Annotated in this window: 11 protein-coding genes and 1 tRNA gene; 6 read left to right on the top strand and 6 right to left on the bottom strand. The window is 65.3% G+C overall.

Annotated elements, in window-relative coordinates; translation table 11 throughout:
- Positions 1 to 61 precede the first annotated feature (61 nt).
- The 3 genes from cysK to E9229_RS17280 all read left to right on the top strand — a co-directional run bounded on the left by cysK (position 62) and on the right by E9229_RS17280 (position 2,839).
- Positions 62 to 997: a cysteine synthase A gene (gene cysK, locus E9229_RS17270; RefSeq protein ID WP_183512890.1), complete on the top strand. Its 936-nt coding sequence runs from the start codon at positions 62 to 64 to the stop codon at positions 995 to 997.
- A gap of 46 nt (positions 998 to 1,043) precedes the next feature.
- A complete protein-coding gene (gene epsC / locus E9229_RS17275; protein WP_183512891.1) occupies positions 1,044 to 1,628 on the top strand; it encodes a serine O-acetyltransferase EpsC in 585 nt (194 codons plus the stop codon).
- A 191-nt stretch (positions 1,629 to 1,819) separates the two neighbouring features.
- A complete protein-coding gene (locus E9229_RS17280) occupies positions 1,820 to 2,839 on the top strand; it encodes an NADPH:quinone reductase (protein ID WP_221184692.1) in 1,020 nt (339 codons plus the stop codon).
- Between the two features lie 31 nt (positions 2,840 to 2,870).
- On the opposite strand, the gene E9229_RS17285 is transcribed toward E9229_RS17280, so the two are convergent.
- The 3 genes from E9229_RS17285 to gndA form a co-directional block, all read right to left on the bottom strand.
- Positions 2,871 to 3,875 (bottom strand): aldo/keto reductase family protein, encoded by a 1,005-nt coding sequence (locus tag E9229_RS17285; RefSeq protein ID WP_183512893.1) that lies wholly within the window; start codon positions 3,873 to 3,875, stop codon positions 2,871 to 2,873.
- Positions 3,876 to 4,116: 241 nt separating this feature from the next.
- The gene (locus E9229_RS20125) at positions 4,117 to 4,686 is read right to left on the bottom strand and encodes a class I SAM-dependent methyltransferase (RefSeq protein ID WP_183512894.1); all 570 of its coding nucleotides are present in this window, start codon (positions 4,684 to 4,686) and stop codon (positions 4,117 to 4,119) included.
- 285 nt (positions 4,687 to 4,971) lie between these two features.
- Positions 4,972 to 6,408, bottom strand: a complete 1,437-nt coding sequence (gene gndA, locus E9229_RS17295) for an NADP-dependent phosphogluconate dehydrogenase (RefSeq protein WP_183512895.1) — start codon at positions 6,406 to 6,408, stop codon at positions 4,972 to 4,974.
- A 200-nt stretch (positions 6,409 to 6,608) separates the two neighbouring features.
- Between gndA and E9229_RS17300 the strand changes: the two genes are divergently transcribed.
- Positions 6,609 to 7,340, top strand: a complete 732-nt coding sequence (locus E9229_RS17300; protein WP_183512897.1) for a FadR/GntR family transcriptional regulator — start codon at positions 6,609 to 6,611, stop codon at positions 7,338 to 7,340.
- 229 nt (positions 7,341 to 7,569) lie between these two features.
- Here E9229_RS17300 and E9229_RS17305 read toward each other — a convergent pair.
- The 3 genes from E9229_RS17305 to E9229_RS17315 form a co-directional block, all read right to left on the bottom strand.
- Positions 7,570 to 7,645, bottom strand: a tRNA-Val gene (locus tag E9229_RS17305).
- A gap of 144 nt (positions 7,646 to 7,789) precedes the next feature.
- Positions 7,790 to 8,338, bottom strand: a complete 549-nt coding sequence (locus tag E9229_RS17310; protein WP_183512898.1) for a redoxin domain-containing protein — start codon at positions 8,336 to 8,338, stop codon at positions 7,790 to 7,792.
- A gap of 2 nt (positions 8,339 to 8,340) precedes the next feature.
- Complete coding sequence (locus E9229_RS17315; protein WP_183512899.1) at positions 8,341 to 8,757, bottom strand: DUF3052 domain-containing protein; 417 nt, start codon at positions 8,755 to 8,757, stop codon at positions 8,341 to 8,343.
- A gap of 337 nt (positions 8,758 to 9,094) precedes the next feature.
- Between E9229_RS17315 and aceE the strand changes: the two genes are divergently transcribed.
- Positions 9,095 to 11,806 carry a pyruvate dehydrogenase (acetyl-transferring), homodimeric type gene (gene aceE, locus E9229_RS17320; protein WP_183513139.1) on the top strand — a complete coding sequence of 904 codons (2,712 nt, stop codon included), beginning with the start codon at positions 9,095 to 9,097 and terminating at the stop codon, positions 11,804 to 11,806.
- Positions 11,807 to 11,950: 144 nt separating this feature from the next.
- On the top strand, positions 11,951 to 13,165 hold the full coding sequence (locus E9229_RS17325) for a PucR family transcriptional regulator (protein WP_183512901.1): 1,215 nt from the start codon (positions 11,951 to 11,953) through the stop codon (positions 13,163 to 13,165).

Consider the following 13,165-nt stretch of genomic DNA (forward strand, 5'->3'; position numbering starts at 1 on the left):
TAGGCTGGAAGCACAGCATTTCCCGTCGTCATCAACAAAACCAGACAGGACCACCCTCGCCATGGGCAAGATCTACAACGATGTCACCGAAATCGTCGGCCGCACCCCGCTGGTCCGGCTTAACCGCCTCTCCGCCGGGCTGCCGGCCACCATCGCGGTGAAGCTGGAATTCTACAATCCGGCCAACTCGGTCAAGGACCGCATCGGCGTGGCCATCGTCAATGCGGCGGAGGCCTCTGGCGCGCTCAAGCCCGGCGGAACCATCGTCGAAGGGACCTCCGGCAACACCGGCATCGCCCTGGCCATGGTCGGAGCGGCCCGCGGCTACAAGGTCGTGCTGACCATGCCCGAGACCATGAGCACCGAACGCCGCGTCATGCTGCGTGCCTTCGGTGCCGAGATCGTCTTGACTCCGGGCTCCGAGGGCATGCGTGGCGCCGTCGAGAAGGCCAAGGAGATCGTGGCCACCACCGAGAACTCGGTCTGGGCCCAGCAATTCGCCAACACCGCGAACCCTAAGATCCACCACGACACCACCGGACGCGAGATCTGGGAAGACACCGACGGTGCAGTGGACATCCTGGTCGCCGGCATCGGCACCGGCGGTACCATCACCGGCGCCGGCTCCTACCTGAAGGAGCAGAAGCCCGGCGTGCAGATCATCGCGGTCGAGCCGAAGGACTCCCCGATCCTCAATGGCGGCAAGCCGGGTCCGCACAAGATCCAGGGCCTGGGCGCCAACTTCGTTCCCGAGGTGCTTGACACCGAGATCTACGACGAGGTGCTGGACGCCGGCATCGAGGACTCGGTCGCCATCGCCCGCGATCTGGGCAACCAGGAGGGAATCCTCGGAGGCATCTCCGGCGGCGCGGCCGTATGGGGCGCCCTGCAGGTGGCTGCCCGCGAGGAAAACGCCGGCAAGCTGATCGTCGCCATCATTCCCGACTTCGGCGAACGCTACATCTCGACCATGCTCTTCGACGATATCCGCGGCTAACAACCGTTAGTCCAGTCAACAAAACCCCACCCAGCAAAGGCCCGATGTGAGTTTCATTTCCCGAATGCTTGAAGACCTGCGTGGCGCAAGCGCCCATGATCCTGCGGCACGCGGCAATGCGGAGAATTTCCTCGCCTATTCGGGACTGCACGCAATCTGGATCCACCGGCTCACTCACCGGCTGTGGCAGAACCCGCGACTGCGCTTCCCTGCGCGACTGCTCTCCCAGGCCGGCCGCTTCCTCACCGGGATCGAGATCCACCCCGGGGCGACCATCGGCCGGCGTTTCTTCATCGACCACGGCATGGGGGTGGTCATCGGCGAGACGGCCGAAATCGGAGACGACGTGATGATCTACCACGGGGTGACACTCGGCGGCCGCTCGCTGGCCAAGGTCAAGCGCCACCCGACCATCGGGGACCGCGTGGTCATCGGTGCCGGCGCCAAGGTGCTGGGCCCGATCACCATTGGCGCCGACTCGGCCATCGGAGCCAATGCCGTGGTGGTCAAGGACGCTCCACCGGATTCCATCATCACCGGCATCCCGGCAAAGAACCGGCCGCGGACGGCCGAGGAGCACAAACCAGCAGTGGATCCGGCCGAATACATCGACCCGGCCATGTGGATCTAGGCGGACCGGACAACACGACGTAACACCCCCGCGGCGGGCGGAATGAACTGGACCCCTGGCGGTCCCTTCCGCCCGCCGCGTTCTTCTTCTGCTGGTCACTGGACGTGCGCGGCGCAGCCGGCGCGGACAGTTGCGGCTACCATGGGCCAAAGCGCACCCCCTCGTCGCCTCCCGGTCAGGAGCACTCGGCCATGACGAACCGATCCGCCCGGAACCCGGCTTTCATGCGTGCCGCGTTCATCCGCACCCTCGGGGGCCCGGACGCCATTGAGTACGGCCACCTCCCGGTTCCAGCACCCGGCCCCGAAGATGTCTTGCTGCGCATGGAGGCGGTGGCGGTAAATCACGTGGACCTCCTGATCCGGTCCGGAGCCTATGCCACACAGCTGGAATTCCCGTTTATCGTGGGCCGAGATGTGGTCGGCACCGTGCAAGCCGTCGGTAGCGACGTCCGCTCCCTAGCCCCCGGGGACCGGGCATGGAGCAACAGCCTGGGCCATGCCGGGCGGCAGGGAAGCTTCAGTGAGTTCGTCCTGGCTGCCGCCGAACGCGTCTACCGGCTTCCGGCGGGCGTGACTGCCGAGAAGGCCGTGGCGGTGCTCCACGGCGGCGCCACAGCCTATCTGGGGCTGGTGCGGGAGGCCTGCCTCATCGCCGGTGAAACGGTGGTCATTCTGGGTGCCGGAGGGGCAGTCGGCTCGGCTGCCGTGCAAATCGCTGTCTCCCTGGGGGCCCGGGTGCTTGCCGTGGCTGCTGGAGCGGACCTCGGCTGGGTCACCGGGCTCGGGGCCCAGTCGGTACTGGATTACCGCGAGCCGCAGCTCCATCGCCGTTTGGAAGAGCTCACCGACGGCGGTGCGGAAGTGGCCTGGGATTGTTCCGGATCCATGAAAGTGAACCACCTGGCCACGCTGCTGGGCGTCGGCGGACGGATCATACATACTGCCGGCATCCATGCCCGTCAGGACATCGATACCGGGGCCCTGTACGTCAGGGACATCAGCCTTCATGGGTTCGCCATCAGCAATGCATCGGTGGCCGACCTGGACGCGGCCGCAACCCTCCTGAACGCATTGTTCGCCGGCCGGGGCATCGAGGCGCGGCTCGGCATGATCCTGCCCCTCTCGGCGGCAGCGCGATCACACCAACTGCTGGAGCAGGGCACCAGGCACGGCATCGGCGGCAAGATAGTGCTGATTCCCACGCACTAGCCAGCCGCCGCGCTGAGCGTCCCGGCATGGCCTAGACCACGCGCTTCTCCGGGCTCTTCGTCTTGGCCGGGTCCCGTTCCACCACGTCGCCCAGCGCCTCGTCGATCGAGGCCATCAGCTCCACCGGGATCACTACTCCGGCAGCCTTCACGTTCTCGGTGACCTGTTCGGGCCGCGAGGCCCCGACCAGAGCCGTGGCAACGTTCGGGTTCTGCAGCACCCACGCGATGGCCAACTGCGACATTTCCAGCCCGAGCTCATTCGCTATCGGACGCAGCTTCTGGACGCGTTCGAGCACTGCGTCGTCCATGAAGCCGGTGATCATCCTCGCACCGCCCTTCTCGTCCGTCGCACGGCTGCCCGCCGGTGGCGGCTGGCCGGGCAGGTACTTCCCGGAGAGTACGCCCTGGGCCATCGGCGACCAGACGACCTGCGACATGCCGAGCTCCACGCAGGCCGGAACGACCTCGGCCTCAATGACGCGCCACAGGGCCGAATACTGCGGTTGGTTGGACACCAGGGCGAATCCCGCTTGCCGGGCGAGTTCCTGGCCCGCCCGCAGCTGTTCGGCGCTCCACTCGGAGACGCCGATGTACAGGGCCTTGCCGGCCCGGACGACATCGGCGAACGCCTGGATGGTCTCCTCCAGCGGCGTCTCATGGTCGTAGCGGTGCGCCTGGTAGAGGTCGACGTAGTCCATGCCCAGCCGCCGCAGCGAGCCGTTGATGCCCTCCATGATGTGCTTGCGGGACAGTCCGGTGTCGTTGGGACCCTTCGGGCCGACGGGCCAGTAGACCTTCGTGAAGACTTCGAGTGATTCCCGGCGCTGGGACTTCAGCGCCGTGCCGAGCACCTCCTCGGCTGCGCCGTTTGCATACACGTCGGCCGTGTCGAAGGTGGTGATGCCCGCGTCGAGGGCGGCCGTGACACATTGTGCGGCGACGTCGTTCTCCACCTGGGAGCCATGGGTCAGCCAGTTGCCGTAGGTGATTTCGGTGATCTTGAGCCCGGTGTTTCCGAGGAAGCGATAGTCCATGTGGCCGAGCCTATGCCCCCGGCCCTGCCCCGGACAAGGAAACCGGGAGAGCTGCCCCGGCTTCCGCACCGCCATGACCGGCGGCGTGGGGTACTGCATCGTGAAGCGTCTTCCCGGTCGCATCGATGGCAGACCCCACGGCCTCCATCACCCCGCCAGTTTGTCCGGTGCAAGCCGGGTCAGGCCGCCACCCGTCGGCATCAGGTCCGGCTCCTGCTCCCGCGTGCACGACCGTTCCCAGTCAAAACGCCACTCGTCCGCCCCGTCGAAGCCGGCTGCATCGCAGAGGCCCCGGACACAGCTGGAGCACAGCTCCTGGCACCCGTACAGGGTCCGGATCGTGATGTCCTGGCCATTGAACGGCGATCCGGGACACAGGTCCTGATAGGCGGAGGAACGGGCTTCGGCCACGACGTACGGAAGCTGGAAGGCATGCCCGAAGAGGACCGGACTTACCCGGGCGCCGGACCCGCGCCGCCTCCGTGATGCCCAGAGCCGGATCGATCCAGTGCCATGTAGTACCGGCAACGAGGGCCTCACAGCTCCGGTCGGCGGAATCCCGGGTTTCAAATCGTGCCACCTCCGCCTCGAGGCCGCTGTGCCGCGCGAACTCCGCCATCCGCGGATCAGGCTCGACGCCGAGCATGGTGCAACCTTTTTGCCGGAACCGGACGGCGATCCCTGTCCCACACCCGAGATCAAGGACATCCGGTCCGGGGCTTGCATCAACGCTGCGCCGGATCAACGCGTCAGGGCAGGGAGGCCGGGTCAGGTGGCAGCGCTGGGTGTTCACGCCGAACGACTCGGCCACGGCCCTGCTGCGGTGGAGCTGCGGTTCGGGGCAAGGGGGCTGTACCTGCGGGGAGGTGGACGACTTCCCACCACAGGTCCGCTGCCCCAGCCTCGCTCCACGCCGCAGAGCGCCTCAGCGGGCCGTCCGGCACCAGCTCCTGCAGCGGCACTCGGCTCCGGCTTTGTCGCGGTCCCGCAACGCAAACCGGGACCGGCCTGCCCCGTCAGGGGCTTGCCGATCCCGGATTGCGCTGCGAACGCATGTGGTCGCGATCCTCCGGCCCGCGCGAGCCGGAGGAACCGGCTAGTGGGTGTCGACGGCCTCGACCTCGGTCTTGTCCCCGCTCCACTGCGTGTGGAACGTGCCTTCCATGTCAACGCGGTTGTAGGTGTGCGCACCAAAAAGGTCACGCAGGCCCTGGGTCAGCGCTGCGGGAAGGCGCTTGCGGCGCAGGCCGTCATAGTAGGCAAGCGAGGAGGAGAACACCGGCACCGGGATGCCCAGCTGCACGGCGGTGGAGACCACCCGGCGCCAGGCCGGAAGGGCCTCGCCGATGGCCTTCGAGAACGCCGGGGCGAACAGCAGGTTGGCCGGTGCCTCGTCGGCGGCATACGCCTTGGTGATGTCCTTGAGCAGCTCGGCACGGATGATGCAGCCACCGCGCCACAGGGCGGCAATCTCATCCATCTTCAGGGCCCAGTCGTATTCCTTCGCCGCGGCGGTGAGCATGTCGATGCCCTGGGCGTAGGAAACCAGCTTGGAAGCGAACAACGCCTGGCGCACGTCCTCGACGAAGTCGGCACCGAGCTCGACGGGCACCTCGTGTCCGGCAAGGACCTCCTGTCCGATGGCACGCTGGCCGCGCTGGGAGGACAGCCCACGGGCGAAGACCGACTCGGCGATGGCCGAGGTCGGAGAGCCCAGGTCCAGGGCGGACTGCACGGTCCAACGGCCGGTGCCCTTCTGGCCCGCCGAGTCGACGATCACATCGACCAGCGGCTTGCCGGTCTTCGCATCGACGTGGCCGAGCACCTCGGCGGTGATTTCAATCAGGAACGAGGCGAGCTCGCCTCGGTTCCACTCGGTGAAGATCCCGGCCTGCGCGGCTGGTTCGATGCCGGCGCCCGAACGCATCAGGTCGTACGCCTCGCCAATGACCTGCATGTCGGCGTACTCGATGCCGTTGTGGACCATTTTCACGAAGTGGCCGGCTCCATCGGTGCCGATCCAGGCGCAGCACGGCTGTCCGTCGACCTTGGCGGAAATCTTCTCGAGCATCGGGCCGAGCGCGTCGTAGGACTCCTTCGATCCGCCGGGCATGATCGAGGGGCCGAGCAGGGCCCCCTCTTCGCCTCCGGAAACGCCCACGCCCACGAAGTGCAGGTCGTGTTCGGCCAGGGCGGCTTCGCGGCGGCGGGTGTCGGTGAAGTTGGAGTTGCCGGCATCGATGACGATGTCACCGGCCTCCAGCAGCGGCACCAGCTGGTCGATGACCGAGTCGACCGGCGCTCCGGCCTTGACCATGATCAGCACGCGGCGCGGGGTCTCCAGTGCTGCGACGAGCTCGGCAAGGGTTTCGGTACGGACAAAGGCGCCCTCATCGCCATGGGCTGCCAGCAGCGCGTCGGTCTTTGCGACGGAGCGGTTGTGCAGCGCAACGGTGTAGCCGTTGCGGGCGAAGTTGCGGGCGAGGTTTGCGCCCATGACCGCCAGGCCGGTAACGCCAATCTGTGCAAGCATGAAGTCTCTTTCCATAGGGGTGCGACATGCGGGGCATTGCCCGGCACCTACAGCTCCGGGCACGGCTCCGTGACTTGCCTCAAGCTTAGTAGTTCGACGCCCGCCCCTGCCAGCCGTGACCCCATGCGTCTGGTGTCTTCGCGACGCCCGATGAACTGACTATTCGCCCATATCTCCTACTCCGGGGCTATTGTTGGCCCATGCCCGATAGCTTGCACAGGCGCGCCGTGGAAATGCTCGGCGCCCGGATAGTCAATGGAACCTACCCGTCGGGCTCGGTGCTGCTTGCCAGTGAGCTGGAAGAGGAGCTCGGCGTTTCCCGTTCGGTCATCCGCGAGGCCGTGCGCGTGTTGACCTCGGCCGGACTGCTCCATTCGGTCAAGCATGTCGGCTCCCGGGTGTTGCCGTCCGAACAATGGAACCCCTATGACCCGCTGGTGATCCGCTGGCGGCTGACCGGCCCCGGCAAGAACTCGCAGCTGCGATCGCTGACCGAACTTCGTGTTGCCATCGAGCCTGTGGCCGCTGAGCTGGCCGCGCTATACGCCCCGCACGGCTTCGGTTCCGGACTGCGGGTGCTTGCGGCTTCCATGGGTGTGGCGGCCGACTCCGGGGACCTGCGCGCCTTCCTGGAGCTGGACGTCGAGTTCCATTCGAAGGTGCTGGTCGGATCGGGCAACGAGATGTTCGCCAGCCTTGCCGGTCCCATCGGTTCGACGCTACGCGGACGTGCGGCGCTCGGCCTCCTTCCAGAACACCCGCATGGGGAACTCACGCAATTGCACATGGATATCGCCGATGCCATCGCCACCCATGATCCGGTGCGGGCCAGGAGCTCCATGGAACTGGTAGTTCGCCGCACCATGGCCGGGACGAGCTCCGTCTGGGCAGAACAGCCGCGCGTGTTCCCTGGGCCAGCATCGAAGGGCTAGCCCGGGCGGACGCAATTTCCCACCCCCGCTTGGTCGGCGTCGGACTCAACACCGGAGTTCGCGGGTGGCAATGCCATCCATGGCGTTTCCATGGCTCTTGATTTCCACCACGCCACTGGAAACCCCTGGAAGTATCAGTATCAGGAAGCCGCAAAAACAAACGAGGTACCCGAATACGAAAAAACCCGCCATTCCTTGGCATGTTGCCTGGGAATGACGGGGTTTTCGTTGGTGGGCCCTACCGGGATCGAACCGATGACATCCACGGTGTAAACGTGGCGCTCTACCAGCTGAGCTAAAGGCCCTTACTTGCGATGCCGCTTCATTTCGCTTCCGAAGTTCATCAACATCACGAGGAATAAATCTAGTGCATGACGTTCCAAAAAACCAAATCGACAGTACTTTGGCCCGTTTCAAACTAAAAACTAGGACCATGATTCACTGTCTGATCAGTCTATTGAGTGCCCGCCGCCCAGTCCGTCGATGGCCAATCGGTAGTCGGCCAACTCTCTTGCCTGGTGGGTCGGTGTCGAGAAATGAGCGGTAACCCGACCCTTGGAGACCAGAAACGTGGACCGTGTAGACATTCCGCGTTGCTCGTCAAAGCAACCAAAGGACTTCGAAACCGCTCCATGCGGCCAGAAGTCTGCAAGCAGGCCAAAAGAGAGGCTCATTTGCTGCGCATAAGCACGCAAGGCGTACTTGTGGTCCACGGAAACACCGTATATGCCTACACCCCGGGAACCGAACTCGGCGGCAACGGTTTCCAGTTGCGCAAGTTCTGAACTACACACCCCGGAAAAGGCGAATGGGTAGAAGACCAGAAAATAGCTGTGTTCAACCATTCTCGCTGGGTCTACGATTTCGCCGAATTGGTTGGACAACGCAAAATAAGGGACTGGCCTACCGATAATCGGCGCCGCCCCCTGGGGGCCGGAGTCCGCCGCTACGGCACCGTGTTGTGATGCCAGGGCAGCGGACCCCGAGTTATCAACCATTGCTAGTTCTTGCGGCGAGCCACAAGCCGCATGGCCGACCAGTCCTTGGAGACGCCTTCTGTGGACGTCACATGCAGACCGGCGGTGGGCGCCTCGGCCTGAATATCTGCCGGAGAGACATGACCGTCTCGCCCGGCCTTGGGGGTGAGTAGCCATACGGGGCCCCCACCGTCTAGGGATGTCAGTGCGTCGACCAGAGCGTCGACGAGATCACCATCATCAGCACGGAACCAGAGCATGACTGCATCAACGACCTCGTGATCGTCCTCGGTCAGAAGCTCGGAGCCAATGGCATCCTCAACTTCGTCGCGGAGGTCGAAATCGACATCATCGTCATAGCCGAGCTCTTGAATTAGCTGTCCTTCATTGAAGCCCATTTTCATGGCTGCTTCAGGCGTTGCCGGTACGGCGTCGCTCACGTCACTCCTCCTGCTGGTCCTGCTGGTTTCAAGCGTCCACCTAAGCCAACACCTTTTCTTCCGCTCCATCAAGCGCAACGGCCGCAACACGCCGTATTGACCTGTTCCGCGGCTATGTTTCTTGTCACCAATGCCCATTTCCGCGACGCAAAGCCATTACGCGGCGCCTCTCGGCTACGCATCGTGCAGCCGCGCGCACTACAGTGGATGCGAAGGTCCGCGCCCGACTACCCGACGGCGGTGGACCACCCTTTGGCGGCCAAGCCGCCGCTGCGTGCCTGCCATGGAAAACATACCTGGCCTCGCAGTTCCGCGCTGTACCCGTAACGAGGAGAAGATGGACGTGGCTGTAGAGGAACATATTTCCCACATCCGCAGCGGCTTGACCAGCCAGCTACCGGATCGCGATCCCGAAGAAACCGCCGAATGGATCGAATCCTTCGATGACCTGGTCGAAACCCAAGGCACCGAACGCGCCCAATACATCGTGCGCTCACTACTCCAGCGCGCCGGCGCCAAAAGCGTCGGAGTGCCCATGGTGACCACCACCGACTACGTCAACACCATCCCCGTGGACCAGGAACCGGACTTCCCCGGCGATGAACAAGTCGAACGCCGCTACCGCGCCTGGATGCGCTGGAACGCCGCCGTGATGGTCCACCGCGGCCAACGCCCCGGGGTGGGCGTCGGCGGACACATCTCCACCTACGCCGGTGCCGCCACCCTCTACGAGGTCGGCTTCAACCACTTCTTCAAGGGCAAGGACCACCCCTCCGGCGGAGACCAGGTCTTCTTCCAGGGCCACGCCTCACCCGGCATGTACGCCCGCGCGTTCATGGAAGGGCGCCTGAGCGAAGAAGACCTCGACGGCTTCCGCCAGGAAAAGTCCCGCAAGGGCCACGCCCTGCCCTCCTATCCGCACCCGCGCTCCATGCCGGACTTCTGGGAATTCCCGACCGTGTCCATGGGCATCGGCCCGATGAACGCGATCTATCAGGCCCAATCCAACCGCTACCTGCAAAACCGCGGCATCAAGGACACCTCCGGCCAGCACGTCTGGGCGTTTTTGGGCGACGGTGAAATGGACGAGCCCGAATCGCGCGGCCTGCTCCAGCTCGCCGCCAACGAACACCTCGACAACCTGACCTTCGTGGTGAACTGCAACCTGCAGCGCCTTGACGGCCCGGTGCGCGGCAACGGCAAGATCATGCAGGAACTCGAGGCCTTCTTCCGCGGCGCCGGCTGGAACGTCATCAAGGTCGTCTGGGGCCGGGAGTGGGATGCCCTGCTGGACGCCGACACCGATAACTCCCTGGTCGAGATCATGAACCAGACACCGGACGGGGACTACCAGACCTACAAGGCAGAATCCGGCGGCTTCGTGCGCGAGCACTTCTTCGGCAAGTCCCCGCAGACCAAGGAAATGGTCGCGGACATGTCCGACACGCAGATCTGGAACCTCAAGCGCGGTGGCCACGATTACCACAAGATGTACGCCGCCTATAAGGCAGCCACCGAGTTCAAGGGCAAGCCGACGGTCATCCTGACCAAGACGGTCAAGGGCTACGGCCTGGGCCCGCACTTCGAGGGCCGCAACGCGACCCACCAGATGAAGAAGCTGACCCTGGAGGACCTCAAGGCCTTCCGCGACCACCTGCGCATCCCGATCACCGATGAGCAGCTTGAAGCCGACCCGTACCTGCCCCCGTACTACCACCCGGGCATGGACGCACCGGAAATCGAGTACATGATGGAGCACCGCGCGGCCCTCGGCGGCGCCGTTCCCTCGCGCCGCAAGGATTCCAAGCCCATCCACCTGCCCGAGGACAAGGCCTACGAGGTCGCGGCCCGCGGTTCGGGCAAGCAGGAGGCCGCCACCACGATGGCCTTCGTGCGCCTGCTCAAGGACCTGATGCGCGACAAGGACTTCGGCAAGCGCGTGGTGCCGGTGGTTCCCGATGAGTCCCGCACCTTCGGCATGGACTCGTTCTTCCCCACGGCGAAGATCTACAACCCGGGCGGACAGAACTACCTTTCGGTGGACCGCGAACTGGTCCTGGCCTACAAGGAGTCGGTCTCCGGGCAGCTGATCCACCCGGGCATCAACGAGGCCGGTGCGGTGGCCGCGTTCACCGCCGCCGGTACCTCCTATGCCACGCATGATGAGCCGCTGGTGCCGATCTACGTGTTCTACTCGATGTTCGGCTTCCAGCGCACCGGCGATGCCTTCTGGGCCGCCGGGGACCAGATGGCCCGCGGGTTCATCATGGGTGCCACCGCCGGGCGCACCACGCTGACCGGCGAGGGGCTGCAGCACGCCGACGGGCACTCCCCGATCCTGGCCTCGACCAACCCGGCGGTAATCACCTACGATCCGGCCTACGGCTATGAGATCGGGCATATCATGAAGGCCGGCCTTCAGCGCATGTATGGCGGGAAGCATGAGGATCCGAACGTGATGTACTACATCACGTTGTATAACGAGCCGTACCAGCAGCCCAAGGAGCCCGAGGACCTGGACGTCGCCGGTGTGCTCGGCGGCATCTACCTGGCCTCCCCGGCCACGGTCGATGGCCCGCGTGCGCAGCTGCTGGCCTCGGGCGTGGCGGTACCCTGGACCATCGAGGCCCAGCGCCTGCTGGCCCAGGAGTGGGGGGTGTCGGCCGATGTCTGGTCGGTCACCAGCTGGAACGAGCTGCGCCGCGACGGCCTGGCAGCCGAGGAGGAATCCTTCATGGACCCCACGGCCGAACCGCGGGTACCGTTTGTCACCGCGCAGCTGGCCGGGGCCACCGGTCCGGTGATCGCCGTGACCGACTACATGAAGGCCGTACCGGACCAGATCCGCCAGTTCGTCCCGAACGAGTTCGCCACGCTGGGCGCCGACGGCTTCGGCTTCTCGGACACCCGTGCAGCAGCGCGCCGCTTCTTCAAGATCGACGCCCACTCCGTGGTCGTCCGCACCCTGCAGATGCTCGCCAAGCGCGGAGAGGTGGATGCCTCGGTTCCGGCCGCCGCGTTCGCCAAGTACAAGCTCGACGAAATCTAGTCGGACCACGGCGCTAGCGCCCGAGGGTTTTCACCCCTTCCCGGCCGGGGTGGGGCAGTCGGTTCACACCGGTTGCCCCACCCCGGCTTTTTGTGCGAACCCCACAAAATGGAGCACGGCGTCCCCGGTGCGTATCCTCGATGTATGAGCGATGATATTTCTTCCCTGCCGGCCGGCCGGATCCGACCGGTTCGGCAGGCCAAGGCCACTCCTGACACGCTGGCCAGGCTCAAGTCGCATCTGGGCGTGCTCTCGACCGTCGCACTGAAACACCTTGACCAGTCGCTGCCCTGGTACCGCGGCCTGCGCCCCGAGGAGCGCGCCGCGCTGGGCCTCGTTGCCCAGAAGGGCATCGCCTCGTTTGTCACCTGGTACGAACGGCCCACCACTTCCCCGCAGTGGGTGATTACCGACGTCTTCGGCGGAGCGCCCAGCGAGCTGACCAGGTCCATCAGCCTGCAGAAGGCCCTCCAGCTGATCCGCACCATCGTGGAGGTCGTGGAGTCCCAGGTCCCGGATCTGGCCCCGGAGGCCGAACACCAGCAGCTGCGCGAGGCCGTGCTGCGCTACTCCCGCGAGGTGGCCTTTGCCGCCGCCGACGTCTATGCCCGTGCCGCCGAATCCCGCGGTGCCTGGGACAGCCGGCTCGAGGCGCTCGTGGTCGATGCGGTGTTGCGCGGGGAAAGCCCCGATTCACTGCGTTCACGCATCTCGGCCGTCGGCTGGAAATCACATGACAACATCACCCTGGTCATCGGCTCGACCCCCGCGGTGGCCGGCGCCAGCTTTGTCTCGGAACTGCGCCGGGCCTCGCTGCGCATTGCCCGCGACTGCCTGGTCGGCATCCAGGGCGAACGGCTAATCCTGATGCTCGGTGGCGCCGAGGAATCGGCGGCCGGCCTTGAACGGCTCAGCGGGTACTTCGGCGAGGGGCCGGTGGTCTACGGCCCGGTCGCCGCCACGCTGAAGGAGGCCCCGAGCTCTGCCCAGGCGGCGTTCGCCGGGATCGCAGCTGCCCGCGCCTGGCCACTGGCGCCGCGCCCGGTCGCGGCTGATGACCTGTGGCCCGAACGGGTCATGAACGGGGACGCGGCGGCTCGAATCTCACTGATCCAGGGTATCTACAACCCCCTGGTCAAGGCCGGCAACGGCCTGGTGGAGACGCTGTCGAGCTATCTTGCCCTGGGCCATTCGCTCGAGGGAACCGCCCGCGAACTGTTCGTGCATGCCAATACGGTGCGTTACCGCCTCAAGCGCGTCTGCGATGTCACCGGATGGGATCCGCTGCTTCCCCGGGAGGCGTTTGTTTTGCAGACGGCACTCGTTGTGGGACGCTTGGACGTCGAACCGGAATTGTAG

This window comes from Paeniglutamicibacter cryotolerans (genome assembly GCF_014190875.1).
Classification (GTDB): Bacteria; Actinomycetota; Actinomycetes; order Actinomycetales; family Micrococcaceae; genus Paeniglutamicibacter; species Paeniglutamicibacter cryotolerans.